The following is a 23,204-nucleotide window of genomic DNA, read 5'->3' on the forward strand; positions in this document are numbered from 1 at the left end:
GGCAGGCCTTACAGGCCTGCCCCGTCTTCTTCTCAATTTCTGATCCTCATCATATCCGGAGGTGATAAGAACCCTGGACGCTCTAGTTTGAGTCTTGATAGGGTTTTTTAATGGATCGACCTGTCATCGAACTCAAAAATCTGGGGAAGCGCTTTGGAACCCATTGGGTCCTCTCTCAGATCAACCTTTCTGTCGGGGCCGGGGAATCGATCGCCCTTTTCGGAGGAAACGGCTCCGGCAAATCAACGCTGCTCAAGATCCTTGCGACCCTTCTCTCCCCCTCTCGAGGATCGGTTTTGATCTGTGGTGCCGATGCAACCCACGAAAAAAGGGAAATTCGCGAACTCTTAAGATATCTCGCCCATGAAAAACAGCTCTACGGACCTCTCACCGTCTCCGAAACGCTCCAGCTTGTAGCGGGACTTAGGCAGGTCACCCCTCCGCTAGCAAAAAAGGTTAAAGATGAAATCCTTGAACGTCTTCAACTCGATCGTTTTTCAGGAAAAAAGGTCAGCCAGCTCTCGGAGGGACTCAAAAAAAGGCTCGTCCTCGCCCGACTCCTCTTTGGGATCGAAGAGGCCCAATTGATTCTCCTGGACGAACCGCATCCGACCCTCGACAAGGAGGGGAGAAGGATCCTCGATGAATTGATCTCGGAATGGAAAAAACAGGGCAAAACGATCCTGATCGCGAGTCACGACCATGCTGAGGCGCTCGCACATGCCGATCGTCTTCTGGTCCTTGATGGTGGACAACTCATCTATGACGGCCAGCCAAAAGGATTCTCGCTATGATATCTTTTTTGTCCCAGACTTATTGGATTCTAACAAAAGACCTGAAGATCGAGTTTCGTGAGCTCTATCATTTGATCTCTGTTTTTCTCTTCGGATTCCTTCTGCTGATTCTCTTGAGTTTTTCACTGGGCAGTCATCCGGATCTGATGAAAAAAATAGCACCGGGTCTCTTCTGGATTGCCATTTTTTTCTCTTCCATCTTGATGCTCAACAGCTCCTTCCGCCGGGAAATGGAGGATGGTCAATGGGAAGGACTGCTTCTTTTAAGTATCGATCCTAAGGCGCTTTACCTGGGAAAACTTCTAGGAAATTTCCTCTTCCTCCTGGTTCTCGAAATCGGGCTCCTTCCTTTTCTCGTCATCTTTTTCGACCTCTCTCTCAATCCATCGCTCCTCTCGATCCTCATTTTAGGGAGTGCCGGAATCGCCACGGTCGGAACCTTTTACGCCGGGCTGATCACCTCTTTCCGCGAGGGGCAGATCCTGCTCCCGCTGCTGCTGTTCCCGATGCTTGTGCCCGTACTCCTCGCCTCTGTCCAGGCAACCCAATACCTGATGACAGACGATCCCTTCGGCCAGCAAATTATCTGGGTCCGCCTCCTGATCGTCTTTGATTTTATTTTTTTGTTAGGGTCTATTTTGTTAGCGGATTTAATGTTTGAAGAACCGCAGGGAGGGAAATGATGAAAACCAAATTGTTCGGCATTTTAGCTTTTGCCTTTCTCGGATTTGCTCACTACTGGGGACTTCGGGTTGCCCCGCCAGACGCCCTGATGGGGGATGTCTACCGGATCCTTTTTGTGCATGTCCCAGCCGCCTGGATGGCGATGCTTTTTTTCTTTCTCTCCTTCATCGGATCAATCGGTTATCTCATTAAAAGAAAAAACTCATGGGACCAATGGGCCGAATCGACTGCCGAGATTGGCCTCGTCCTGACCGGTTTGACGTTAGTTCTCGGGTCTATTTGGGGCAAACCGACATGGGGGGTTTGGTGGACTTGGGATCCTCGTCTGACCACGACAGCGCTTCTTTTAATTATGTACTCCGGGTATCTCATGATTCGAAAATTGATCTCCGACCCTGAAAGAAGACCAAAAATTTCTGCCGCGATCGGACTTCTGACCTTTTTAAACGTCCCGATTGTCTATATGTCGGTCAAATGGTGGCGGAGCCTTCACCAGGTCCAGTCATCCCCTCAAACGATGGACCCGGTCATGGTCTTGCCGCTTCGACTCGGCGCCCTCGCCCTATTGGCCGTTTGTCTCTTTTTCCTTATAGTGAGGTTAAAAATTGCGAAGGAACGCGCCGTCCGTGAGGAAGGAGGTTCATCATGATTCAAGGTGGATGGGGGTATATCATCGCGAGCTATACGATCACATGGGTCGTCTTGGGGCTTTATTTCGTTTCCCTTTTTGTCCGCGCAAATAAGACCAACCAGGAAAGGGACCGAACGTGAAAAATCGTCGCCGATTGTTATTTGTTTTTTTAATTTTGGGGATCTTGAGTGGCCTCGGCTATCTCCTTTGGGGAGGGCTCGAGGAAAATCTGGTCTACTTCGTGACGCCAACAGAATTGATCGCGAAAGGAGACAAGGCGATCAACAATACCGTCCGGCTCGGCGGCGTCGTCGAGGCAGGCACGGTCCACTTCGAGTCAAACATCCTGAGCTTTGAAATCTCCGATGATCAACAAAAAGTTCCTGTCGTCACGACAGCGGCCCCGCCACAGATGTTTCACGAGGGGATGGGGGTGATCGTCGAAGGGAAGCTGGGTCCTGACAAACGATTCGTCGCCGATCGACTGATGGTCAAGCATGGCAATGAATACCGTCCCCCCAAAGAAGGTGAGATGCCACAGGAAATCTACAAGGAACTCAGTCAGGGGATGAAATGAGCCCCATTGTCACGATTGGCAATCTCTGCATCGGTCTTTCGATCGGTCTTTGTCTGTTTGGTATTCTTTCCTTTATCGGGGCGAGAAAGAGCGGCTCCGAAACGGCTGCCTCACTTGGTCGTGGATCTCTCTACGGAAATTTTATCCTGATGACGGTTGCGAATCTCGCGATGATTTATGCCCTCCTCTCAAACGATTTTGGTGTCAGTTACGTCTCTCACGTCGGAAGCCTCGAGACACCACGCTGGATCAGCGCGATCTCCCTCTGGAGTTCGCTCGAGGGATCGATCCTTTTTTGGGGCTGGATCCTTGCCACCTACACCGCCTCCTGTCTCTACCTTTATAAGGATAGAAAAGAGGGGTTGCTCCTTTGGGCCGGTCTTGTTTTTCTGGTGATTGAACTCTTCTTCTTCATCTTGCTCGCGTTGCCAGCGAACCCCTTTCTCCCGGTTCAACCGACACCAGCGAATGGCCCAGGCCCAAACCCTCTCCTCCAAAATCACTGGTTGATGGCGATTCATCCTCCATGTCTCTACCTTGGTTATATCGGATTTACGGTCCCGTTTGCGTTTGCTGTAGCAACGTTGTTGGAAGGGCCAAGTGGCGGGTGGCGAGGGTCGGGCGCCCGCCCGCGCGCAACGGGTGAGCACGGGTGGGCGGAACCCGAGCCAGGCCCCCCCGCCACTTGGACGCTCCTCACACGTCCCTGGCTCCTTTTCGCCTGGTCATTCCAGACGATCGCGATCGTCCTCGGCGGCTGGTGGTCATACGCGGTCCTCGGATGGGGCGGTTACTGGGCCTGGGATCCGGTCGAGAACGCGAGCTTCATGCCGTGGCTTGCCGGCACCGCGCTGGTCCACTCCGTCATGGTTCAGGAAAAAAGAAAGATGCTGCCGGTCTGGAATCTGATGCTCGCAATCCTGACCTTTCTACTCACCCTCCTCGGAACCTTTCTGACCCGAAGCGGCGTCCTGGATAGCGTCCATTCCTTCACCGAGTCCCATATCGGCCCCTATTTTCTCGTCTTCATCGGGATTGTCCTCTCAGCCTCCCTCGCCCTGCTGCTTTGGAAATCGCAGAATCTTCGTCAGCCGGGTCAGTTCGAAAGTTTCTTGAGTCTCGAGTTTCTCTTCCTCTTTAATAATCTTCTTTTCTTGAGTTTCTGCTTCGTTGTCTTTTTGGGGACCTGGTATCCACTCCTTGTCGAGGCGATCCGTGGAACCCGTATCTCGGTAGGAGAACCTTATTTTAATCAGATGACAGTCCCGATCGTTCTCTTAATCACCCTCCTCATGAGCCTTGGATTGGTCACGCCTTGGAAAAGAGGAAATTTTAAAAATATCCTCAGCGCCTCACGTTTCCCCCTCTTCCTCTCACTGGGAATCACACTGATTCTCCTGATTGTCGGTATCCGAAATTGGGCGATCCTCCTGCTGGTCTTGCTCGCCTCACTGGCGCTCGATATCATGATCATCGAGGTCCTTCGGATCTCCTGGAAACGAGCTGAGGGGAATATTCTGAAATTCATTCCAGCAAAGCTTTCGCTCCTCAATGACAACCCCCGTCGTTACGGCGGTTTCATCGCCCATATCGGGGCCTTGATTCTGATCGTCGCCGTCGCCATCTCGTCCATCTATGATCAGGAAAAAGAGATAACGCTCAAACCCGACGAAACCACCGAGGTCGGCGGTTATCAGCTTACGCTGAAGGAAATTCGGGGCGATGAAGTTCCCCAGAGGTTCGAGATCAAGGCGGTCGTCAACGTTTCGCGAGACGGAAAATCGCTGGAAACGCTGACCCCTCAGATGAATTTTTATCCGACATCGCGCGAACCGATCGGAAGTCCGGCAATCCGATCGACCTTGATTGAAGACCTCTACTTGACGCTCAACAATTTTGAGAAAGACGGCTCGCAGGCAACACTAAAGGTCATCATCACACCCGCCGTGATCTGGATCTGGATCGGTGGGGGGATCACAATGTTGGGAGGGTTGTTGGCGATGGTGTGTGGGAGGAAAAGGGAGTTATGAAAAAGGCGCTGATATTTTTTGGTATCCTGATCCCCTCCCTTTTCCTCCTCTATTTCAGTCTCACCCGAAATCCGAGGGAACTCCCTTCGAGTCTCGTCAATAAACCGGCCCCTCTTTTTGAACTCGTCTCTCTGGAAGGCGAAAAAATCTCCCTGACTTCCATGAAAGGGAAATCGGTTGTTCTCAATTTCTGGTCGACCTGGTGTGGCCCCTGTCTCGGAGAGCATCAATTGATCCGGCAGGCGATGAAGGCATCTTCGGACTCGAAGATCCTCTTCTACTCGATACTCTACGAAGACACACCTGAGAATGCGAAAGGCTTTTTGGCCGAATATGGAAAGGCAGCCCCTGTTCTGATCGATGAGGGGCTTCGAACCGCGATCGATTACGGCGTGAGTGGCGTCCCCGAAACCTTCTTTATTGATGCGAATGGAATTATCCTCTACAAACATGCGGGGATGCTGACGCCTGAAATTCTTTTTGAGAAATTGAGGTTGATACAATGAAGCCAATTCTCATTCTCTGCACCTTTCTTTTTGTTTGGGCCGCTTGCGCTCCATCCCCCCTCACCCCGGAGGAGCGCGCCGAACAGATCGGCAAACAACTTCGCTGCCCTGTCTGCCGCGGGGTCCCGATCGCCGAATCCCCTTCCGCCCTCGCAATCGAGATGATGACGATCGTCCGTGAACAGGTTCAGGCTGGAAAATCGGACGAGGAGATCCTGAAATATTTTGAAGAACGCTACGGGGAATGGGTCCTCCTGAAACCAAAACCGGTCGGGATGAATCTGATGGTCTGGATCCTTCCGATCCTCGTCTTTCTGGGTGGAGGAATTTTTATTTTCGTTGCGGTGAGCAAGAAGAAAGCGACAACTAAGGAGGAATTATGATCCTTTCAGGAACACTGATCGGTTTTATCTGTGTCGTTGCACTTTTCATGGCGTCGCTGCTCATGGCCTATCTGGACAAAAAGGAGAAGGCGAAGGGGAATACGACACAGGCGCGCTTTTTCTCGCGTGTTGCCCTTACCCTTTTCTTTCTCGCGTTCGTCTCCGGTGTCACTGTCACCCTCTTGGGTGGGATCAAACCAAGGGTGGATGATCCCCATCCACAAATGGGGAGGAACAGGACCGCCTCACAAGGATTGAGCGGAGACGCCCAGGGGGAGGCGAAAAAATTGCAAGAAAAAATCAAGAATGCCCCTCAGGATACCATCTCGCGTGAGCGTCTCGCACATCTTTATTTGCAGTCCGGTGATTATGAAAAGGTCTTTCAACTGACCCATGAGGTTCTTCAGGTCAAACCGGAGAGTGTCGAGTCGCGTGTCCATATGGGGATGGTTTTATTTTCGATGCAAGAGGTCGATAGCGCTATCGCCCAGATCGATCAGGCACTCGCAAAAGATCCTCAAAACCTTGAGGGACTCGCCTTTAAAGGACTTATCCAGTTAAATGGCCAGAACAAACCGGAAGAAGCCAAAAAAACCTGGCAAAAATATTTAAAGAAGGCGAAGGAGGGGGATGTCGGCTGGGGGATGGTGAATGCGTTGATGGGAACCTTATCTTCGTCATGATGAAAATCATGGAGACAAAAAGGAAAAAACTTTATAGGAAAAATCCAAAAGAGGAGGGAACCATGAAAATCTTAAGCGGTTTCATCGTCGTCGGAATAATGCTTCTCTCATCGATACTGCCAGCCATCGCACAAGATGGAAAGGCGCTCTTTGGCAAGAAGTGCGTCATGTGTCACGGGGTGGATGGGAAAAAGGTCGCCGGGGTGAAGTTTACAGAAGAAGGGATCAAAAAAGGGAAGCCACCCAAGATGCCCGCCTATGAGGGAAAGTTGACCCCCGAAGAGATCAAGGCGGTTGTTGATTACGCAAATAGTCTCAAGTAGATAAAAATGAGAACTCTTCGCGCGGCATTTCAGCATTTGAGCCGCCGCGGAACGGTGTTCTTAGTCGTGGGGATCACTCTCATGCTTCTTGGTGGCGCAGCGATTTACCGTTCCTACGACTACATTCAACATGATGCCCGATTTTGCCAGTCGTGTCATATCATGCAAGAACCTTTTCAGAAATGGTCCACGTCACCACACCACCTGGTCACCTGTCATCGATGTCATCAGCAAACCTTGGGGGCCAGCCTCCATCAGGTTTGGTTCTACCTGACAAAACGTCCCGATCAGGTCGTCCATCACCCGACACTTGATCATAAGGTCTGTGCCCAGTGCCATTTGAGTGATGATCCGCAATGGAAATTAATAGGAGAAACCGCGGGGCATAAAGTTCACTTCGAAAAGGCGGGTATCGATTGTCTTGACTGCCACATGGGGGGACTTCATGAATTCTTGCGACCCGTCGACATCTGCGTCAATTGTCACTCTGACAAGGCAGAAGGGGCCTGGGGAAAAATGGCTTTCGTGCACTGCACCGATTGTCACTCCTTTTTGGCGAATAAAGAAGAACTCAAACCGGACCGCGAGACCTGTCTTGTGTGCCACAGCAAAATAAAGTCAGGGCATGAAAAATTCCCGGAAGGAAACTGTTCCAAATGTCACAAACCTCATGCTCGGAGGAGCCATTGAAAAGTATTTTCGTTGCCCTTACATTTCTGATCTCAGCTCCCACGTGGGCTGGAACCTCTTACCCAAAACTCGCCGAGAAAGGTTTTACCTCTGCCAAGATTTGTGGCGAATGCCATGAGGCGATCTACCAAGGCTGGAAAGAATCGATGCATGCCAATGCGGTCAAGGATCCAATTTTTTATCCAATCTTTTTGGAGGCCTCACAACGGACGGCGGGGAAGAGTGACGCACTCTGCCTTTCCTGTCATTCCCCAACCACACGCATCACAAAAAAATATGATCTGGACGATCCCCTGAATTCAGAAGGGATCACCTGCGATTTTTGTCATAGCGTGAAAGAGGTGCGCCTGAATGAGCCGGATCCTTTTGTCATCGAAAAAGACAAAAAGAAATGGGGACCGCTGAAAGATATCGAATCGCCGTTTCATGGGATCGGGTTTGCGCCCCATTTTGAACAATCGGCCTTCTGTGCCGGTTGTCATGAATACAAAAATGAAAAAGGGGTACCGATACTCGAAACCTTCTCAGAGTGGAAGGGGAGCCAGCAGGCCCGAGAAGGAAAGGACTGCCAGTCTTGCCACATGCCACCTATTCAGGGTCTGCCGGTCCCACCCCGTGTCAAACCGGTAAAGGAAATCTATATCAACAGTCACGAGGCGGTCGGGGGACATTCCATCGAGCAGGTCAAAAAGGCAGTCACCGTGAAGATCGTGGAGATGAAACGCTCCGGCGAAAAGATTCACGGCGTCGTCCGTCTTGTTAATGTCGGTTCAGGCCATAAGGTTCCTACAGGAATGCCGACAAGGCGGTTGGTTCTTTCCTTAAAAGTCCAAGCCGGCGGGACCTCTGTCTACTCGGAAGAAAGGGTTTTTCAGAAGATCCTTCTCAATCCTAAAGGAGAAAAAATCACGAAGGACTCCGATGTCTTCCTGGACGCCGATAAGATACTTCAAGATAACCGCTTGAAGCCAGGTGAAACCCGGGAGGAGCATTTCACTTTTTTTGCCCCTTCGGATCGTCCTTTGGAGGTCGAGACCTCGGTTTATTATCTCTACCAGCCGCGTTTGATTCAGGAAACAGAAATGCATATGGAATTGGGAAGGGAAAAGGTGGTACTCCCCACCGGGCGAGGCAAGTAAACGATGGCTGTAGAAGAGATCAAACCGACACGGCGCGGCTTTCTGGAAATTTGTATCGGCTTCATGGGGGCGATTTTTTCCCTCGGCATCTTCTCATCCGTCTTTTCTTACCTTATCCCCCCTTCCCGAAAAAAAGGGGGTGACATTGTCAAGATTCCGATAGCCGAGCTCCCTCTCGGAGGGATGAAGCGGTTCCATGTCCGTGGCGGCCCTGCTGTGGTGATCAACGGAAGCAAGGGTTACGCCGCGTATTCCCTCGTCTGCTCTCATCTCGGCTGTCTTGTAAAGTGGGAGGGGGACAAGAATGAGTTTGTCTGTCCCTGTCATGGGGCGAAGTTTGATGTGGAGGGGAATGTAATCTCCGGCCCGCCACCGAAGGGGTTGGAGAAGCTAACTCTGGAAGAGAAAGAGGATGAAGTATGGGTCTCCTGATTCTCTTCATGCTGCTTTCTTTATCTGCCACGGATCTTGCCGCGGAAGGGCCCTCCCAAGAAAAAGTCAGTGTCTGCATCTCCTGCCATGCTGAACTAGGCGGACCGATGTCGGAGCCGGTTGCGCTTTGGGAAAAGAGTATCCACCACGAAATGGGAAATAACTGTGAGGGGTGTCATGGAGGAGATCCAAACGATGCGGCGGAGGCGATGAATCCCGAGAGGGGATTCGTCGGTGCCCCAAAACCGGCGCAGATCCCCGATTTCTGTGGCAAGTGCCATGTCGGTGTTGTTGAAAATTATAAAAAGAGCCCCCATTACCGTGCGTTCTTGAATGGCAATGGTCCGAATTGCGTTACCTGCCATCAGAGCCATAACGTCCAACGCGCCTCTTTCGATCTGATTCAAGAGGATCTCTGCGGTTCCTGCCACTCGTTCGAAAACGGCCAAAAAATAAAACGGGCCTTCGTCTCGGCCGAGGTGGCGTTACAAGAGATGAAGAAGGAACTGACCCATCTGAACAAACGGGGGATGCCGATCAAGAAATTGGAAGAGAAACTTTTTTCGGAGCGAAACTCCCTGCATCAGATGACACACACACTGGATGTCGAAGAGATTCAGGAAAAGACTCGAGGCGCCCTCACAAGCCTCGAAACGATGAAACAAGAAACAATGCTCCTTCGAAAAAAAATCCATTTTCGATGGTGGACGGGAACGGCCGTCGGAGGATTTCTGATCATTCTGATTGTCTTTTTGGTAAAACTCCTGAAAACTTTTGAGGAATAGTTAATGAAAAAGGCCCTGCAAAATATAAAAGAATGGCTCGAGACCTCGGCTCCGGTTCCCGGAGAATTTTTCACGAAGGTAACCAGCGAGCCGGTCCCCCATCATCTGAAACGATGGTGGTTCGCCCTTGGCGGGACTCCGGCTTATCTCTTCATCATCCAGGTGATCACCGGAATCCTTCTTACCTTCTATTATGTCCCGGAACCGGGACATGCCTACGAGAGTGTCCGCCACATCACCTATGATATCAATTTTGGCTGGATCATCCGGAGCGTCCACAAGTGGTCTGCGAATCTGATGATTGTCGCCGTGATCCTCCATGTCTTCCGAGTCTTCTTCACCGGGGCCTATCGGAGGCCTCGCGAGTTGAACTGGATGATTGGCTGCGGGATCCTCGGGTGCACACTGATTTTCGGTTTCACCGGTTATTCGCTGATCTACGAACAACTCTCTTATTGGGGGGCGACGGTCGCTGCCAACATCACACAAAATGTCCCATTGATCGGCGACTATCTAGGACGGTTCATGAGAGGTGGAGATAGTGTCGAAGAGAACACCTTGACCCGATTCTTCGTCTTCCACACCATGCTGCTTCCATTGGCGCTCACACTCCTCCTTGTCATTCATATCACGCTGATCCGTCTTCTGGGAGTCACCGAGTTTGTTTTTGAAGAGGATAAGGGCAAACCAGAGAAACATTTTCCCTTTTTCCCAAATCATTTCCTGATGGAAACGATCATTGCGATGTGTCTTACCCTCCTCCTTACCTTTCTTGTGGTGTTTTTCCCGGCCAGCCTGGGACCCCCAGCCGATCCCTTTCTGACACCGGAACATATCAAACCGGAGTGGTACTTTTACTTTACCTTTCGATGGCTGAAGCTGACGAGCCTGCAGGTCGGTGTCCTCGGAACGGGAGTCGCTTACATGCTCCTGATATTCTGGCCGTTTATCGATCGGATCCTCGTGAAGAGATTTCCAGATAAAGATATCTCCGTCTGGCTCGGCGTGGTCGCTGTCTTGACATTAATCGTTCTGACAATCTGGGAGGCGATGGCATGACACTGAATTCGAAACGACGTTTAATCATGATTCTTTCAATCCTTGTAATCACATCACTCCTTGTCGTCGCCTATCTCGAGAGCATTCACTGACAGTCTCGGGATGATCTCCCTGATATGATGAGCGTCATATAGCTTTTCCCCTCTCTTTCTCCTAAGTCCGAGGCACGCTAAACAAGGAGGACACATGTTAAAAATCTCTGGTCTTCTCATCACCATCGCAAGCCTTGTGGCCCTCATGAATTCGCCACTGATGGCAGATGGAAAGGCGACATTCGAAACGAAGTGCAAGGCATGCCACGGCATCGATGCCAAGGGAAGCGAACCGATCGCCAAGGGGATGAAGGTCGAACTGAAGGCGCTCGATCTCACTGACGATACGAAGGGGAAGGCGGAAACTGATTTGGCCAAGGTCGTCACCGACGGGCAAGGTGGAAAGATGCCGTCCTTCAAGGGAAAGTTGGATGACGCACAGATCCTTGAGGTCGTCAAATACCTGAAGGGACTCTAGCCATCTTTCCGGCATGATATCTCTCATATGGATTGATGAGTGGGGTCATGTTGTCTCTCACTGTTTTTCACTATTTTTAATAGGATGTCTTGGAGTCAAAAAAAACTGAAGGGGAAGACCCTGCTTGTGGTGATCGCCGCGATCGCCCTTTTCGCCATCTTGCTTGGGCTACCTCGGCTGAAACGACGGGTCACACAACCGATCTCCTTCAACCACAAAATTCACGTGACCGAATTAAAACTGGAATGCAATCACTGCCATACTGGGGTCGAAACCAGCGCCTTTGCAATGCTCCCGTCCGTGGAAATCTGCATGGGATGTCACGTCGCACCGCTCTCCGAAAAGCCTGAGGAGGCGAAGGTGCGCGAGTACGCCGAGAAAGGCGGGGAAATCCCCTGGCGTCGTCTCACGCGAATGCCGGATCATGTCTATTTCTCGCATCAGAGACATGTCACCTTCGGAAAGATTTCCTGCGAATTGTGCCACGGCAAGATGGGGGAGAGAAACCGACCTCCGACGGCAGCACCGAAGGATCTTTCCATGGATGATTGTCTCGAGTGCCATCAGAGGCAAAAAGCCTCTGTGGACTGTATCTCATGTCACAGGTGACTTATGACGATTTCTCGTAGAGAATTTTTGAAGGATGCGGGGATCAGTTCTCTGATCCTCCTCGCCTGGCAGTCAGGCCTCCTCTCGACCTCCGAACTGGCGGGGATCGAGGATGCCTTTGCCCGTGGGGAGGAGAGTTGGGTGACATCGGTCTGTCAACAATGTCCAGGTGCCTGCGGTATTCGTGTCCGAATGATCGGCTCGTGGCCCGTTTCCATTACGGGAAATCCCCTTCATCCGATCAACCACAAGACCCTTTGCCCTAAGGGAGTTGCCGGTCTTCTGTCCTTTTACGACCCGGATCGATTGCGCGGCCCGATGCGGCGTGTTGGGGGACGCGGTGAGGGGAAATGGGAAAAGATCACTTGGGAAGAGGCGCTCGCACCCGTTGTGAAGGAATTGAACCGCCTCCGCGAGAAAAAAGAGACCGACAAGGTCGCCGTGATGGGGGGGCGCTATCACGGATTGATGCGAACCCTGTTTGGAAGATTTCTGGAGGCGTATGGATCCCCCAATTATATCGATAACAGCTTTGCGCCATGGCAGGGACCAATCGAGGCGCTCGAAAAGACCCATGGAATCCGGGTCGAACCGAAATGGGATCTGGAAAGGACACGCTTCCTCCTTTCCTTCTCGGCGCCGCTCCTGGAGGCAGGAAGTTCACCGGTTGAGAATCTCCGGGGTTGGGCAAATCTGCGACGCGGCAACACCGCCTATCGCGGACGGGTGATACAAGTTGAGAGCCGTCTTTCAACAACCGCCGCCAAGGCAGATGAATGGATCCCGGTCCATCCGGGGACTGAGGGATGGCTCGCCTTAGGCGTCATCCATGTCATCCTGAAGGAGGATCTCTATGACGGTTACTATCTGGGAGAACATACTGCCGGGTTCAGCCAGTTCAAAAATCTTGTCCTGGAAAACTACTCCCACCAAACAATCTCGGAGGTGACCGGTGTCCCGATCGATACTATCATCCGACTGGCCCGTGAATTTGCTGCCACAAAACCGGCCTTGGCGGTCTCAGCCCGCCTCGACCCAAGAGACCAGATCGCCATTCATACCTTGAATGCCCTAGTGGGAAGCATCAACATCCCTGGGGGTGTCCTGATCCCGCGCCAAGCGGATACAGGAGCTCTTCCACCTGCAGGAAAAGACCTGGCCGCCCTCGAAGAATTGGGGTTGGAGGTCCTCTTCTTTTATTACACCAATCCGCTCTTTTCGAATCCGCAACCTGAAAGGCTCCGCGAAATTTTTAACAAGATCCCGCTCCTCGTCAGCTTCTCCCCGTTTCTCGATGAAACCACGAACTTCTGCGACCTCATCCTCCCGGATCACACCTATCTGGAGAGGTGGCAGGACCACCCGACCTCCACAATACAAGGTTTTCCGATCGTCGGCCTCTCCGCCCCGGTCCGACCCCCGCTCTACGACACACGACATGCAGGCGACACCCTGCTAGAACTGTCACGCAAACTGGGGGACCCTGTCTCCAAGGCACTTCCATGGAAGGATTTCGAAACAGCCCTCTGGGAAAAGATGCAACAGCTCTTCGAATCGCAAAAGGGAGATCTGTTTGGTACCGAATTTGAGTCAACCTGGACCTCCTTCCTCTCACGCGGTGGCTGGCGTTCCCCTTCCTACAGCAACCTGGAGGAGTTTCAAAAAATGCTCCGGGAGAAGGGGGGCTGGTGGGATCCGGTCTATTTCTACGAAGATTGGGCCCGCGTTTTTCCGAATCAATCGGGAAAATTTGAATTCCCGGCCCTGAAGGATCTTCCGACGATCCCCCCGCGCATTCAGGAGGATTTCCCCCTTTCCCTGGTCAGTTATCCCCTCATGACGATGACCGGCGGGAGAAACGCGAATCAGGCCTGGCTGGCCGACATCGCCGGTCCCCATCTTCAGATCGGCTGGAAGACCTGGTTCGAACTAAATCCAAAAACGGCGGGCCAGTTAAAGATCGATGAGAACGACGAAATTTGGGTCGAATCCTCCAATGGCAGGATTCGCGGAATCGCCAGACTTTATGAAGGGACGGATCCGGTTGTGGTCGGTGTCCCCCTCGGATTCGGACACACGGCAATGGGACAATGGGCCAAGGGGATCGGGTCAAATCCCCGTGCCATCCAGGAGGCGGAAACGGCGGAGATGCCTCGGGGAAAAATGACGCGTGTAAAGGTTTACAAGGTGTAAATATGACAAGGTGGGGAATGGTTATAGACTTGGACAAGTGCAGCGCCTGTCAGGCCTGTGTCGTTGCCTGCCAATCGGAAAATAATGTCGCCCCACCGAACCAGGAAATCCATGAGCAAGGACGTTCCATCCACTGGATCCGCGTCCTTCCAACCTTCGAGGGGACATTTCCCCATTTCCGGATGAGGCTCTTCCCGTTGCCCTGTCTTCACTGTGATAACCCCCCCTGCACGAAGGTCTGTCCCGTGAGTGCAACGTATAAGAGTGAGGAGGGAATTGTCGGTCAGATTTTTGCCCGCTGTATCGGCTGTCGCTACTGCACGACCGCCTGCCCCTATACCGTACGCGAGTTTAACTGGCGAAAACCGGTCTGGCCGGAGGAGATGAAACCAATCCGGAATCGGGATGTGTCGGTTCGTCCCAAGGGGGTCGTCGAAAAGTGTACACTCTGCACCCACCGCCTCCAAAAGGGACGTGAAAAGGCCCGCGTGGAAAGGCGCGAAATGATCCCGGAGGACTACATACCTGCTTGCGTGGAAATCTGTCCTTCACAGGCGATGATCTTCGGAGACCTCGACGATCCCGAGAGCGAGGTCTCAAAGCTGGTTCGAAGCCGTCGTGCCTTTCGCCTGATGGAGGATCTCGGCACGGAACCCAAGGTGATCTATCTTTCGGAAGGAGGAGGCGACTAAATGAAGGTCAGCGAACAGGATAGAATTCTTCTCAAACCTGTGGAACAGACCACAAAGCGATTTTGGATCACCGCCGGAATCCTCTTTTCCATCTGGTTTATCGGCTTCCTGGCCTATCTGAAACAATTCTACGGCGGTCTTGGAGTCACCGGCCTTTCGCGACCAACCTATTGGGGGATCTATATTACCAATTTTGTTTTCTTCATCGGTATATCCCACGCAGGGACACTCATCTCGGCAATCCTCCGAATTTCCCAAGCGGAGTGGAGACGGGCCATCACTCGATCGGCCGAGGTCATCACTGTCATGGTCCTCCTTTTTGGTGTGGGTAATATCCTAATCGATTTGGGTCGGCCGGATCGGATGCTGAACGTGCTCAAACATCCGCACTTCACCTCCCCCCTCCTGTGGGATGTCACAAGCATCACCTGCTATCTGACCGCTTCGACGATCTATCTCTATCTCCCGCTGATCCCCGACATTGCACGACTCCGTGACCATGGAACCAAGTGGAAAGGATTTTATCGCCTGCTCGCCCTCGGCTGGCAAGAAACACCCCGGCAGAAGAAAATCCTTGAAAGATTGATTTCGATTATGGCGATTGTTGTCATCCCGATCGCGGTCTCCGTCCACACTGTGGTGAGCTACGTCTTTTCCATGACGATTCAGCCGATGTGGCACTCTGCCATCTTTGGCCCCTACTTCGTCGTTGGGGCGATCTTCTCCGGAATCGCCGCCCTCATGATTGCGATGGCAATCATCCGCAAGGTCTACCATCTGGAGGAGTACTTGAAGGAGATCCATTTTAATTACCTCGGCATCCTCCTCCTTGTGATGGCGCTCCTCTGGTTTTACTTCACCTTTTGCGAGTATCTGACCGTCTTCTACGGCAGTGAACCTCTGGAGATGCAGATCTTCATGTCCAAGATCACCGGCCCCTACGCCCTCTATTTCTGGACGATGGTCGCCTGCTGTTTCGTGATCCCGTTTGTGATCCTTGCCAACCGGAGGACGCGCACGGTCAAGGGGACGGTCATTGCCTCCATTGCCGTAACGATCGGAATGTGGCTGGAGCGTTTCACGATCGTCGTCCCATCGCTCGTCAACCCACGTCTCCCTTATGCGAGGGGGACCTATTATCCAACGCTCACTGAACTCGCAATCACCGCCGGATGTTTTGCCGCCTTTATCCTCCTGTATATGACCTTTACGAAGATCTTCCCGATCGTTTCTATCTGGGAGATCGAGGAAGGGCGCGAGTCCTCTCTTCGAGAAGTTCATGAGAGGGTTAAGGGGTATCTTCCAGGAATGGGAGGGAAATCGGAATGAGGATTTTTCTCGTCAGCATGTTTTTTATTGTGGCATCTCACGGATTGGTGTCTGCACAACAAAATTTCCCGCAGTCTCCCGTGCAGGGAGACCGGCTCTTTTCTGAAAAAGGATGTTCGAAATGTCACTCAATCCTCGGTCAAGGAGGTCGTGTCGGTCATGACCTGGGGAAGATCAACTTGAAAGGCTCGCGTTTGGATGTTGCGAGCGCGATGTTAAACAACGCCCAAACGATGGGAAACAAGATGCGGGAGATGAAGATCATTCGACCCCATCTGACCGGCACCGAGATTGAGAGCCTGATCGCCTTTCTCTATTATGTAAACTATTTCGATGAACCGGGAAACTCGACAAGCGGAAAGAGTCTCTTCAAGGATCGCCAATGTATCCGTTGCCATACCGATCCCTCTTCATTCCCGCGAGGGATGACGCCGATTTATCTTGCCAAGACACTCTGGAATCACGGCCCCCGGATGTGGACGCAGATGTCACGGCAAGGAATCCCTTGGCCACGGTTTGAGGGAATGGAGATGATGGACCTCGTCGCCTTCCTGAGGGAAACGGCACGGACTGAGTCAGTGGCGATGTATGGATCCCCCGGAAACCCGAATGAGGGGAAAAAGGTCTTTCGGAGCAAGGGGTGCCCCCAGTGCCACGGCGGTCATGACGACAGAACCGTACCGAATTTGGCGGATCCAACCCTTGGACTGCAGGTGAGCCTTACTCAAACAGTCTCCCGACTCTGGAACCATGCCCCGCAAATGTTCTCACGTTTCAGTGAAAAGGGTCTGGAGGCGCCTCACTTCACCGAAAGGGAGATCGCCGACCTCGTCGCCTATATCTACTTTCTCAACTATTTTGATTCCCCGCCAGATTTAACAGCCGGGCGAAAGCTCTTTGCAGAAAAACAATGCAGTACCTGTCACTCGCTCGGTGGAGGAATCCAGGGGGCTGGTCCCGATCTTTCGGTCAGTCAAAAATCCTCCTCGTCAATCGATATGGTGGCAGCGATGTGGAATCACACCCCCTTCATGCATTCAGTCATGCAGGAAAAAGAGATCCCCTGGCCTCGATTTGACAGGGGGGAACTAAATAATCTTTTGGGCTATATTCAGTCCCTGAAAAAATAATGGCTGAATTATTGTGCTGGCGTTCCTGGCTCCGCAGGAGCTTCAATCACCGGATGATGCCACCCCTTCATCTTATCGCGATCGCAGCAACCTTTGATCCCCAGATAGGCGCTGCAGAGGATCGAAAGAATCGAGGCGATGGTCACAAGACCACCGATGATCTTTCCAGTTTTTTTACAGAAAAACCCTTCGCCACAGGCCTTGTTCAGGAGCAGGACACCTGAGACCAAGGCGATGAACTGAAGGGCCAAAGCGGCATGCAGATGAAGATGCGAACCGTGCATACAAGCCATATGTTCCATCATAGATTGTCCCCCTTTTGGTTTGGATTCTATTATCACAAATATTAAAGGAGTCGACAGAATTTATGGCGCCCCATTCGTTCCATGACAAGCGGCACAACCAGAAACCCCTTCTTGAAGGGCATGATCGTGTACCACCTCAATATCCACAAGCCCGCCGGTACGATCGATCAAGTGGATGTTATCCAGATTATGACAGGTGGTGCAGTCGCTCCGTCCCCAACCGATCTCATGCTCCGATTCTGTAAGAGCAAGCCCTTCCGGTGAATCCAACAGGTTTCCGTAATTTTCCCCCTGATTGACGACACTCCCGCAGGAGATGAAGAACAACAAACCGAAGATTATTATCATCGTTTAGAACTCCCTCTTCCTGAATGACACTCCTGACAGTAATTGATTGTATGACAGGCATCACACTTCCTCGGATTCGCGCGCGCCTCGACCGAATGAAAAAAACGGAAGTTTCGACGATGCATCCGTTGCTGAACGGTATCCCGTCGGCTGTGACAGTCGACACAAAACCGTTTATTTGTGTGACAGGTTTCACACTCCTTCGGATTCTGTTTGGCAGAGATCTGGTGTCTCGCCTTCCAATCGAGCCGATGACTCTTCGGCTTCGGTGGTCCCTCGAGATGACAGGTCACGCACGGCTTTTTGACATCGAGGATTGGCTTCGGGCTGTTGTGGCAAAGATGACATCCTTCCTTGTTGACCTTGTTCCGATCACCAAAGGACTCTGGATCGGCATGGCAGGTCTCGCAGGCAACCGACGCCGCCTCAAAAATCCCGGTATGCATCTCGTGATCGTAGAGATCAAAGGGGTGTTTTTTCTTCGCCTCAACCTTCATCGGAATCAAAAACAGGAGGCTTAGCGCAAAAATGATTTTATAGGATCGACCCATAGCGGTACTCCAATTTTAGTGATCCCCTCACATCCCGTTCCAAAAGATTGTTCCGATTGTACTCCCCACCGATAGAAAGCCGGAGGTTGTGCGGAAACTCATAACCTGTCCAGACAATCGTCGAAAAGGCGCTGTCATTATCACTCGTAATCTTGTCGTACGTGGCATAATCAAACGACAATTCTCCGTATCCCTTTTTCAGGAGTGTCTTGTAGACAAAAAAACGGATCCCATGGACATCGCCACCGAAACTCTTTGCAAAAGAATATTGAGGGCCAAAATCGAGCTCAAGATTTTCAAGAGAAAAAGGGAAACCTATTTCGAGCAGATGGGCCCGCCGATGATCCGCCTCGCGAACCTCCATCCATTGGTAGGAATAACTTTGGGTAAGGTCGAGAAAATTTTTAATGAGTATCCAGTTCGAAGAAAACCGACCGGTGATTAGTTCCCCTTCGGAAAAAAGACTCAAGATCGACCGCCGTGTCGACTCCCGATTCGCATTGAAATAATTCCCTTCGATCCCGATCGAAACAATAGAGAAAGGAGCCATATCAACGCCAAGGGTCCCCGTCTCTAGTGTCTTCGATCCGGTCTCATACTCAACAAGTCCTGAAATGAGCGGCCTCATCGATCCGGAAAAGAGGTAGGAGAGTGATGAACCGACCCGGATCTCGTCGTTTCTCCCCAGATCGGTCTCTCCCCAATCATTTTTCTGCCAGGCGGTTGATAATCGCGCCTGAAATCCTGATCCATTTTGCCAATCCAGAAAAAGCCCGGAGAGGAGTTGGTCATGATGGTGAAAATCCCCCTCTTCCACGCGTCTCGGAATTCCACCGTAGGTTCCGATACGAAAATTCTCTGTCGGATTGAGTGTTAACTGCAACCCATCGATAATCCCTGTCGAAAAACCGGGATTTAAAAATTGTCGACCAAAATCGATCTGAAACGATTCACGAGGCCTGACATGGAGAACTGTTTGATAGAGATCATAATCATCCAAGGAACGATCGAGATCCCGGAAGAAGCGCATATCTGATTCGCCAGAAAATCTTCCGTCCGGCCTTCTCAGTCCCATACCCAGATAGCCATTGAGGGGGATCTCCGTCTCGTTTTTATCATTCTGACGAACTTGACTCAAAAGAGTTGTATTCAGATGGAACGGACTTCCCCAAACAGGGGCTGAGAAGAGAAAAAGGGAGATGAATAATAAGGCACGCTCAACCACGTTATTCAAACCCCTCTGTCGTGAATGTCCATACATGATTTGTCGCCAATCGATTTCCGGCAAGATCTTGTGCATTCGTTGTGACTGTTGCCCGATAGACCGTCTCCTCACGAAGTGGCCGGGCATTGGTGGCAATCGTAAAATCAACCGCCTGGCATGTCGCCGTCCGGCAATGGACGTTTCCACTGACACTTAACCACTCCCATCTCCGGGTTCTACTATTCCAATTCCTTCTTGAAAGGGTGAAGACGCCGGAAGACTCGACACTCGCCCGAATCATCGCCTCATTAAAATTAACTGTGATGATTGTGGTCGATGTCAAAACATCAGTCGCGCCGTTCGTGGGTACCGTCGAATTCACAATCGGCCGAGTCGTGTCTGGGGTCAGGGTCGTAAAGGTCCAGCGATAATCTGTCGCTAGCGGCGTGCCGCCCCAGTCTGTCACCACCGTGGTAATCCTTCCTCGATATTGGGTGTTCGGTTGCAGCGGGGTCTCCGGTGAAAAGGTCGCCGTCAGACACCAGTCGGCACTGCAAGCGACACGCCCTGCCACCCGACTTCCATCCGAAACCTTTTCCACAACAAAACTGTTTTCGACTGGAGGCGCTATTGTGCTGCGCAACATCGGCTCACTGAATGTAATTCTGATGGTTGTCGGCGAGAAGGGTGTTCCCAACGCAACTCCCGTCGCCCCATTCGTCGGTATCGTTGAGGAAACGGCCGGTGGACCACTAGCAACCTGGTCATTCCCAGGGGGATTGCAGTCAGGGAGTTCCGGTGGGAAGGGACGACTGCTGCTGTGACAGACACCGCCACATGTGCTCTCTGTTCGATAAGAGCGGTTCCCATTGGTATGGCAGGAACCGTCGCTCCCACAGCCGCCTCTGGCAACGCTATCAATATTGTTATCGAGTAAGTAGAGCACGTGACCGAAGTTGGCAGCCGTTCGGGAACCACAGGTCGAACTGACGACCGGTTCCCAATTGTAAGAAGTGGTCCGTGCCGTTGGCGGATCTCCGCTTGTGACGATTTGCTCATAACCGACATGGGGATAGTTCTGGTGACACATATAACAATAGGATCGGGAGACGAGTGTCGCACGTGTCTGTGTCTCATTGAAGGCAGTGGGAGAACCGTCATGACATCCGCCGCAATCCGCCTCACCCCAAGTGGCTGACGTGAAGCGACTTGAATAGGACACACCATGCCCCGATCCCCGCCACCACGTTGATGATGAATGGGGATAACTCGGGTGACAGGTGTAACAGGAGATTGTCGAGATCCCCCCTCCGTAATCGTCCCCGTGACAACTTCGACACCCAACCCGGCTGGCATTGAACCTATCTCCGTGACGGGCGCTACTACTGCCCGTAACCCAATCCTGATCCTCAGAAACATCAGGCGACCGCAGATGCGGGTAGTTCGGATGGCAGGCAGCAGAACCGCAGGAGGTTGCGCGTCCATCGGGGCCTGCACCGAAATTCAAATGACACCGTGTGCAGCTACTCCTTAAACCCCGAACACCGTCCAAATAGGCGGTCGTATGCTCCCCTCCCTGATCGGTCTTCCAGTCCGTAACAAGTTGATGCGGATAGTTTTCGTGACACCCTGAACCGGAACAGGATCGGCCGGAATTACCACCGGCATAGTTGGTTCCATGACAGAGCGAGCACCTGTTAAACGAATCGGGGAAATCATTATCCTGTTGTTCCAGATACTCCGCCGCATGGGGGCTTGGAAAATTTGCTGCCCGGCTCCGCTCAACATCCCAACAAGTCGGTTCATCAGCGCCGTCACACTCCTGCTCCGTCCAGGTCTCTGTCCCCACCTCATATTCCGTCCAGCCGGACCGATGCGGGAAATTGGTATGACAGGAATAGCAATTACGCCCATCAAATTCCCTCTGAAAATCGGTCCCATGACAGCCGGCACAACGCAACTGACGATTCGCATCGCTGATCGCGAACGGCCCGTGCTCCGTCGTTTCCCAGTTCGGCAATAATTCATGCGGGTAGAGATGGCACTGCAGGCAGGGACGCGCCGCAGCGGTCCCCGCTATCTCCCGGTTATGACAGGTCATACAATTGTTAAACCCATCCCTCAAGACAACAGCACCATGTCCTGCGGCCCCACGCCAGTTGTCCTGACTGTGGGTCTCCGGGAAGCCACTGTGGCATTCATTACAATTCGCCCCACGTGTCCGCTGAAGGTCCGGGATCAGATTCACCCCGTGACACCGCGCAGTCCCGCAGGTTGCACGTCCGTTTTCCTGGACAAAGTCGCCATGGAGTTGCGGCTGCCCTTGCTCACGACGCCATCCCTCAGGATGCGGAAAGGGGTTATGGCACTCCCCGCAGCGTCGATTCCCTCGTGGAGACGAATCAGAGGTCAGGGAATGACAAGTCCTGCATTCGTTACGCATCAGGACAGGAAGCGCATAGGATCCATGTCCTTCAAATTCACGCCATCCGGAGGGATGAGAACCGGCAAATGAGGGATGGCAGGAGAAACAGTTTTGTCCCTTGAGAACCTTTTTGAGATCGGCTCCATGACAGAGCTGGCATTTTTCTGTCTCCCCCTGATAGGTCACACGAACACGCTCTCCATGCCCTCCTGAAAAAGGGATCCAAGTAGCACTCGCCGGATGGGGATAATCGGCATGACAGGTGGTGCAATTTTTCCCGGCAACTAGTCTCTCTCCCCGCTCTCCATGACACCCCTGACAGGCGGTGCGACCAAGCTCCAATGAGGTGGGACCATGCTGCGTCTGCCACCCTTCCCCATGCGGATAGAGGGTATGACAACGATTGCAGGCGATCTGCGAAAGTCCTCCATTCAGATCAGCTCCATGGCATTGTGTCGTACATCCTTCCCTCCCATTATCCAGAACATAAGGGGCATGCTTGGTCTTTTCTCCCCAACCGACTTCATGGGGATAGATCGCATGACACTTGAAACAACTGGTCCCGCTCGACCCCCCTTTCAGATCCTCTCCATGACAAGACCGGCAGAGATCCTTCCCTTCCCCTTTCGCAAACTCTCCGTGAAAATTAGCCCCCTTCCATTCGGAAGAATGGGGATAGACTTCGTGACACTTTGTGCAGGAAACCTTGGTCAATCCGCCCGAGAGATCGGTCCCGTGACATTGAGTCGCACATGAAAGGCGGTCATTGGTTCTGACCCAAGTCCCGTGTCTCTCTTTCGATTTCCAGTCAGCCTCATGCGGGTAAAGGGGATGACAGCCCTGACATGTCGGTGTTCTCTCGTTGGTCGTCGAACTGACCTTATGACACTTGAGACAGGCCGGAAGTCCGTACCGCTCCTTGCCACTCCCATGAGAGGCTGGTTCTTTCCACCCCTGCGGATGGGGAAAAAGGGGAAGAGGTTCTGCGATATTTCCGTCCGGAGAAATGCTGGGGGTAAGATCAGAAACATCACGGGAATGGGGCTTCTTTTTGGCACATCCAAAAAGAAGAAAAAGAAGAAAAAAAAAGACTAACCCTCTGAAAAAGACACCCTGACGCCAAGATCGTGGCAAGCGAAGACCCTCCATCAATATTATCGTCCAATAAGGCCTTAGGTAGATATGATACAGA

General features: G+C 52.1%; 26 protein-coding genes. 21 read left to right on the top strand and 5 right to left on the bottom strand.

Annotated elements, in window-relative coordinates; translation table 11 throughout:
• Nucleotides 1-110 precede the first annotated feature (110 nt).
• The 21 genes from HYT76_01090 to HYT76_01190 all read left to right on the top strand — a co-directional run bounded on the left by HYT76_01090 (nt 111) and on the right by HYT76_01190 (nt 17,179).
• Entirely contained in the window at nt 111-794 is a 684-nt protein-coding gene (locus HYT76_01090; GenBank protein ID MBI2082140.1) for an ABC transporter ATP-binding protein, read from the top strand.
• Nucleotides 791-1,477, top strand: a complete 687-nt coding sequence (locus tag HYT76_01095; protein MBI2082141.1) for a heme exporter protein CcmB — start codon at nt 791-793, stop codon at nt 1,475-1,477. The genes HYT76_01090 and HYT76_01095 overlap by 4 nt, the downstream gene beginning before the upstream one ends.
• Nucleotides 1,477-2,127 carry a cytochrome c biogenesis protein CcsA gene (gene ccsA, locus HYT76_01100; GenBank protein ID MBI2082142.1) on the top strand — a complete coding sequence of 217 codons (651 nt, stop codon included), beginning with the start codon at nt 1,477-1,479 and terminating at the stop codon, nt 2,125-2,127. Before HYT76_01095 ends, ccsA begins: the two co-directional genes overlap by 1 nt.
• Nucleotides 2,124-2,249: a CcmD family protein gene (locus HYT76_01105; protein ID MBI2082143.1), complete on the top strand. Its 126-nt coding sequence runs from the start codon at nt 2,124-2,126 to the stop codon at nt 2,247-2,249. Before ccsA ends, HYT76_01105 begins: the two co-directional genes overlap by 4 nt.
• Complete coding sequence (locus HYT76_01110) at nt 2,246-2,686, top strand: cytochrome c maturation protein CcmE (GenBank protein ID MBI2082144.1); 441 nt, start codon at nt 2,246-2,248, stop codon at nt 2,684-2,686. Before HYT76_01105 ends, HYT76_01110 begins: the two co-directional genes overlap by 4 nt.
• Complete coding sequence (locus HYT76_01115) at nt 2,683-4,716, top strand: heme lyase CcmF/NrfE family subunit (protein ID MBI2082145.1); 2,034 nt, start codon at nt 2,683-2,685, stop codon at nt 4,714-4,716. The genes HYT76_01110 and HYT76_01115 overlap by 4 nt, the downstream gene beginning before the upstream one ends.
• Nucleotides 4,713-5,222 carry a redoxin domain-containing protein gene (locus HYT76_01120; GenBank protein MBI2082146.1) on the top strand — a complete coding sequence of 170 codons (510 nt, stop codon included), beginning with the start codon at nt 4,713-4,715 and terminating at the stop codon, nt 5,220-5,222. The genes HYT76_01115 and HYT76_01120 overlap by 4 nt, the downstream gene beginning before the upstream one ends.
• Nucleotides 5,219-5,605, top strand: coding sequence for a cytochrome c-type biogenesis protein CcmH (locus HYT76_01125; protein MBI2082147.1), 387 nt, complete (start codon nt 5,219-5,221; stop codon nt 5,603-5,605). Before HYT76_01120 ends, HYT76_01125 begins: the two co-directional genes overlap by 4 nt.
• Nucleotides 5,602-6,288 carry a hypothetical protein gene (locus tag HYT76_01130; GenBank protein MBI2082148.1) on the top strand — a complete coding sequence of 229 codons (687 nt, stop codon included), beginning with the start codon at nt 5,602-5,604 and terminating at the stop codon, nt 6,286-6,288. Before HYT76_01125 ends, HYT76_01130 begins: the two co-directional genes overlap by 4 nt.
• Before the next feature lie 98 nt (nt 6,289-6,386).
• Nucleotides 6,387-6,611, top strand: coding sequence for a cytochrome c (locus HYT76_01135; GenBank protein ID MBI2082149.1), 225 nt, complete (start codon nt 6,387-6,389; stop codon nt 6,609-6,611).
• Between the two features lie 6 nt (nt 6,612-6,617).
• Nucleotides 6,618-7,301, top strand: a complete 684-nt coding sequence (locus HYT76_01140; GenBank protein MBI2082150.1) for a hypothetical protein — start codon at nt 6,618-6,620, stop codon at nt 7,299-7,301.
• Nucleotides 7,298-8,440: a hypothetical protein gene (locus tag HYT76_01145; GenBank protein MBI2082151.1), complete on the top strand. Its 1,143-nt coding sequence runs from the start codon at nt 7,298-7,300 to the stop codon at nt 8,438-8,440. Before HYT76_01140 ends, HYT76_01145 begins: the two co-directional genes overlap by 4 nt.
• A gap of 3 nt (nt 8,441-8,443) precedes the next feature.
• Nucleotides 8,444-8,872, top strand: a complete 429-nt coding sequence (locus HYT76_01150; protein MBI2082152.1) for a Rieske 2Fe-2S domain-containing protein — start codon at nt 8,444-8,446, stop codon at nt 8,870-8,872.
• Nucleotides 8,860-9,657 carry a cytochrome c3 family protein gene (locus HYT76_01155; GenBank protein MBI2082153.1) on the top strand — a complete coding sequence of 266 codons (798 nt, stop codon included), beginning with the start codon at nt 8,860-8,862 and terminating at the stop codon, nt 9,655-9,657. The genes HYT76_01150 and HYT76_01155 overlap by 13 nt, the downstream gene beginning before the upstream one ends.
• 3 nt (nt 9,658-9,660) lie before the next feature.
• Complete coding sequence (locus HYT76_01160; protein MBI2082154.1) at nt 9,661-10,716, top strand: cytochrome bc complex cytochrome b subunit; 1,056 nt, start codon at nt 9,661-9,663, stop codon at nt 10,714-10,716.
• A 237-nt stretch (nt 10,717-10,953) separates the two neighbouring features.
• Complete coding sequence (locus tag HYT76_01165) at nt 10,954-11,226, top strand: c-type cytochrome (protein ID MBI2082155.1); 273 nt, start codon at nt 10,954-10,956, stop codon at nt 11,224-11,226.
• An 84-nt stretch (nt 11,227-11,310) separates the two neighbouring features.
• Nucleotides 11,311-11,835 (top strand): cytochrome c3 family protein, encoded by a 525-nt coding sequence (locus HYT76_01170; GenBank protein ID MBI2082156.1) that lies wholly within the window; start codon nt 11,311-11,313, stop codon nt 11,833-11,835.
• A gap of 3 nt (nt 11,836-11,838) precedes the next feature.
• Nucleotides 11,839-14,028 carry a molybdopterin-dependent oxidoreductase gene (locus HYT76_01175; protein ID MBI2082157.1) on the top strand — a complete coding sequence of 730 codons (2,190 nt, stop codon included), beginning with the start codon at nt 11,839-11,841 and terminating at the stop codon, nt 14,026-14,028.
• A 2-nt stretch (nt 14,029-14,030) separates the two neighbouring features.
• Nucleotides 14,031-14,720: a 4Fe-4S dicluster domain-containing protein gene (locus HYT76_01180; protein MBI2082158.1), complete on the top strand. Its 690-nt coding sequence runs from the start codon at nt 14,031-14,033 to the stop codon at nt 14,718-14,720.
• Nucleotides 14,721-16,049, top strand: coding sequence for a polysulfide reductase NrfD (gene nrfD / locus HYT76_01185; protein ID MBI2082159.1), 1,329 nt, complete (start codon nt 14,721-14,723; stop codon nt 16,047-16,049).
• Nucleotides 16,046-17,179: a c-type cytochrome gene (locus HYT76_01190; GenBank protein MBI2082160.1), complete on the top strand. Its 1,134-nt coding sequence runs from the start codon at nt 16,046-16,048 to the stop codon at nt 17,177-17,179. The genes nrfD and HYT76_01190 overlap by 4 nt, the downstream gene beginning before the upstream one ends.
• A gap of 8 nt (nt 17,180-17,187) precedes the next feature.
• On the opposite strand, the gene HYT76_01195 is transcribed toward HYT76_01190, so the two are convergent.
• Genes HYT76_01195 through HYT76_01215 form a run of 5 tightly spaced genes read right to left on the bottom strand, consistent with a single transcriptional unit; the run spans nt 17,188 to nt 23,146 of the window.
• Entirely contained in the window at nt 17,188-17,484 is a 297-nt protein-coding gene (locus tag HYT76_01195; protein MBI2082161.1) for a hypothetical protein, read from the bottom strand.
• A gap of 60 nt (nt 17,485-17,544) precedes the next feature.
• Nucleotides 17,545-17,832, bottom strand: a complete 288-nt coding sequence (locus HYT76_01200) for a hypothetical protein (GenBank protein ID MBI2082162.1) — start codon at nt 17,830-17,832, stop codon at nt 17,545-17,547.
• Nucleotides 17,829-18,383: a hypothetical protein gene (locus tag HYT76_01205; protein MBI2082163.1), complete on the bottom strand. Its 555-nt coding sequence runs from the start codon at nt 18,381-18,383 to the stop codon at nt 17,829-17,831. Before HYT76_01205 ends, HYT76_01200 begins: the two co-directional genes overlap by 4 nt.
• Complete coding sequence (locus HYT76_01210) at nt 18,367-19,617, bottom strand: hypothetical protein (protein ID MBI2082164.1); 1,251 nt, start codon at nt 19,615-19,617, stop codon at nt 18,367-18,369. Before HYT76_01210 ends, HYT76_01205 begins: the two co-directional genes overlap by 17 nt.
• The gene (locus HYT76_01215) at nt 19,610-23,146 is read right to left on the bottom strand and encodes an Ig-like domain-containing protein (protein ID MBI2082165.1); all 3,537 of its coding nucleotides are present in this window, start codon (nt 23,144-23,146) and stop codon (nt 19,610-19,612) included. The genes HYT76_01210 and HYT76_01215 overlap by 8 nt, the downstream gene beginning before the upstream one ends.
• Nucleotides 23,147-23,204: the final 58 nt, after the last annotated feature.

The organism is Deltaproteobacteria bacterium, from assembly GCA_016180845.1.
GTDB lineage: Bacteria > UBA10199 > UBA10199 > JACPAL01 > JACPAL01 > JACPAK01.

What these genes read in the sequence shown, in the direction of transcription:
- HYT76_01120 (MBI2082146.1), top strand. Translation starts at nt 4,713, where the DNA reads ATGAAAAAGGCGCTGATATTTTTTGGTATCCTGATCCCCTCCCTTTTC.
- HYT76_01190 (MBI2082160.1), top strand. Translation starts at nt 16,046, where the DNA reads ATGAGGATTTTTCTCGTCAGCATGTTTTTTATTGTGGCATCTCACGGA.
- HYT76_01155 (MBI2082153.1), top strand. Translation starts at nt 8,860, where the DNA reads ATGGGTCTCCTGATTCTCTTCATGCTGCTTTCTTTATCTGCCACGGAT.
- HYT76_01170 (MBI2082156.1), top strand. Translation starts at nt 11,311, where the DNA reads ATGTCTTGGAGTCAAAAAAAACTGAAGGGGAAGACCCTGCTTGTGGTG.
- HYT76_01205 (MBI2082163.1), bottom strand. Translation starts at nt 18,383, where the DNA reads ATGGGTCGATCCTATAAAATCATTTTTGCGCTAAGCCTCCTGTTTTTG.
- HYT76_01115 (MBI2082145.1), top strand. Translation starts at nt 2,683, where the DNA reads ATGAGCCCCATTGTCACGATTGGCAATCTCTGCATCGGTCTTTCGATC.
- HYT76_01135 (MBI2082149.1), top strand. Translation starts at nt 6,387, where the DNA reads ATGCTTCTCTCATCGATACTGCCAGCCATCGCACAAGATGGAAAGGCG.
- HYT76_01200 (MBI2082162.1), bottom strand. Translation starts at nt 17,832, where the DNA reads ATGATAATAATCTTCGGTTTGTTGTTCTTCATCTCCTGCGGGAGTGTC.
- HYT76_01150 (MBI2082152.1), top strand. Translation starts at nt 8,444, where the DNA reads ATGGCTGTAGAAGAGATCAAACCGACACGGCGCGGCTTTCTGGAAATT.
- HYT76_01130 (MBI2082148.1), top strand. Translation starts at nt 5,602, where the DNA reads ATGATCCTTTCAGGAACACTGATCGGTTTTATCTGTGTCGTTGCACTT.
- HYT76_01165 (MBI2082155.1), top strand. Translation starts at nt 10,954, where the DNA reads ATGAATTCGCCACTGATGGCAGATGGAAAGGCGACATTCGAAACGAAG.
- HYT76_01195 (MBI2082161.1), bottom strand. Translation starts at nt 17,484, where the DNA reads ATGATGGAACATATGGCTTGTATGCACGGTTCGCATCTTCATCTGCAT.
- HYT76_01125 (MBI2082147.1), top strand. Translation starts at nt 5,219, where the DNA reads ATGAAGCCAATTCTCATTCTCTGCACCTTTCTTTTTGTTTGGGCCGCT.
- HYT76_01105 (MBI2082143.1), top strand. Translation starts at nt 2,124, where the DNA reads ATGATTCAAGGTGGATGGGGGTATATCATCGCGAGCTATACGATCACA.
- HYT76_01180 (MBI2082158.1), top strand. Translation starts at nt 14,031, where the DNA reads ATGACAAGGTGGGGAATGGTTATAGACTTGGACAAGTGCAGCGCCTGT.
- HYT76_01095 (MBI2082141.1), top strand. Translation starts at nt 791, where the DNA reads ATGATATCTTTTTTGTCCCAGACTTATTGGATTCTAACAAAAGACCTG.
- nrfD (MBI2082159.1), top strand. Translation starts at nt 14,721, where the DNA reads ATGAAGGTCAGCGAACAGGATAGAATTCTTCTCAAACCTGTGGAACAG.
- HYT76_01090 (MBI2082140.1), top strand. Translation starts at nt 111, where the DNA reads ATGGATCGACCTGTCATCGAACTCAAAAATCTGGGGAAGCGCTTTGGA.
- ccsA (MBI2082142.1), top strand. Translation starts at nt 1,477, where the DNA reads ATGAAAACCAAATTGTTCGGCATTTTAGCTTTTGCCTTTCTCGGATTT.
- HYT76_01175 (MBI2082157.1), top strand. Translation starts at nt 11,839, where the DNA reads ATGACGATTTCTCGTAGAGAATTTTTGAAGGATGCGGGGATCAGTTCT.
- HYT76_01140 (MBI2082150.1), top strand. Translation starts at nt 6,618, where the DNA reads ATGAGAACTCTTCGCGCGGCATTTCAGCATTTGAGCCGCCGCGGAACG.
- HYT76_01160 (MBI2082154.1), top strand. Translation starts at nt 9,661, where the DNA reads ATGAAAAAGGCCCTGCAAAATATAAAAGAATGGCTCGAGACCTCGGCT.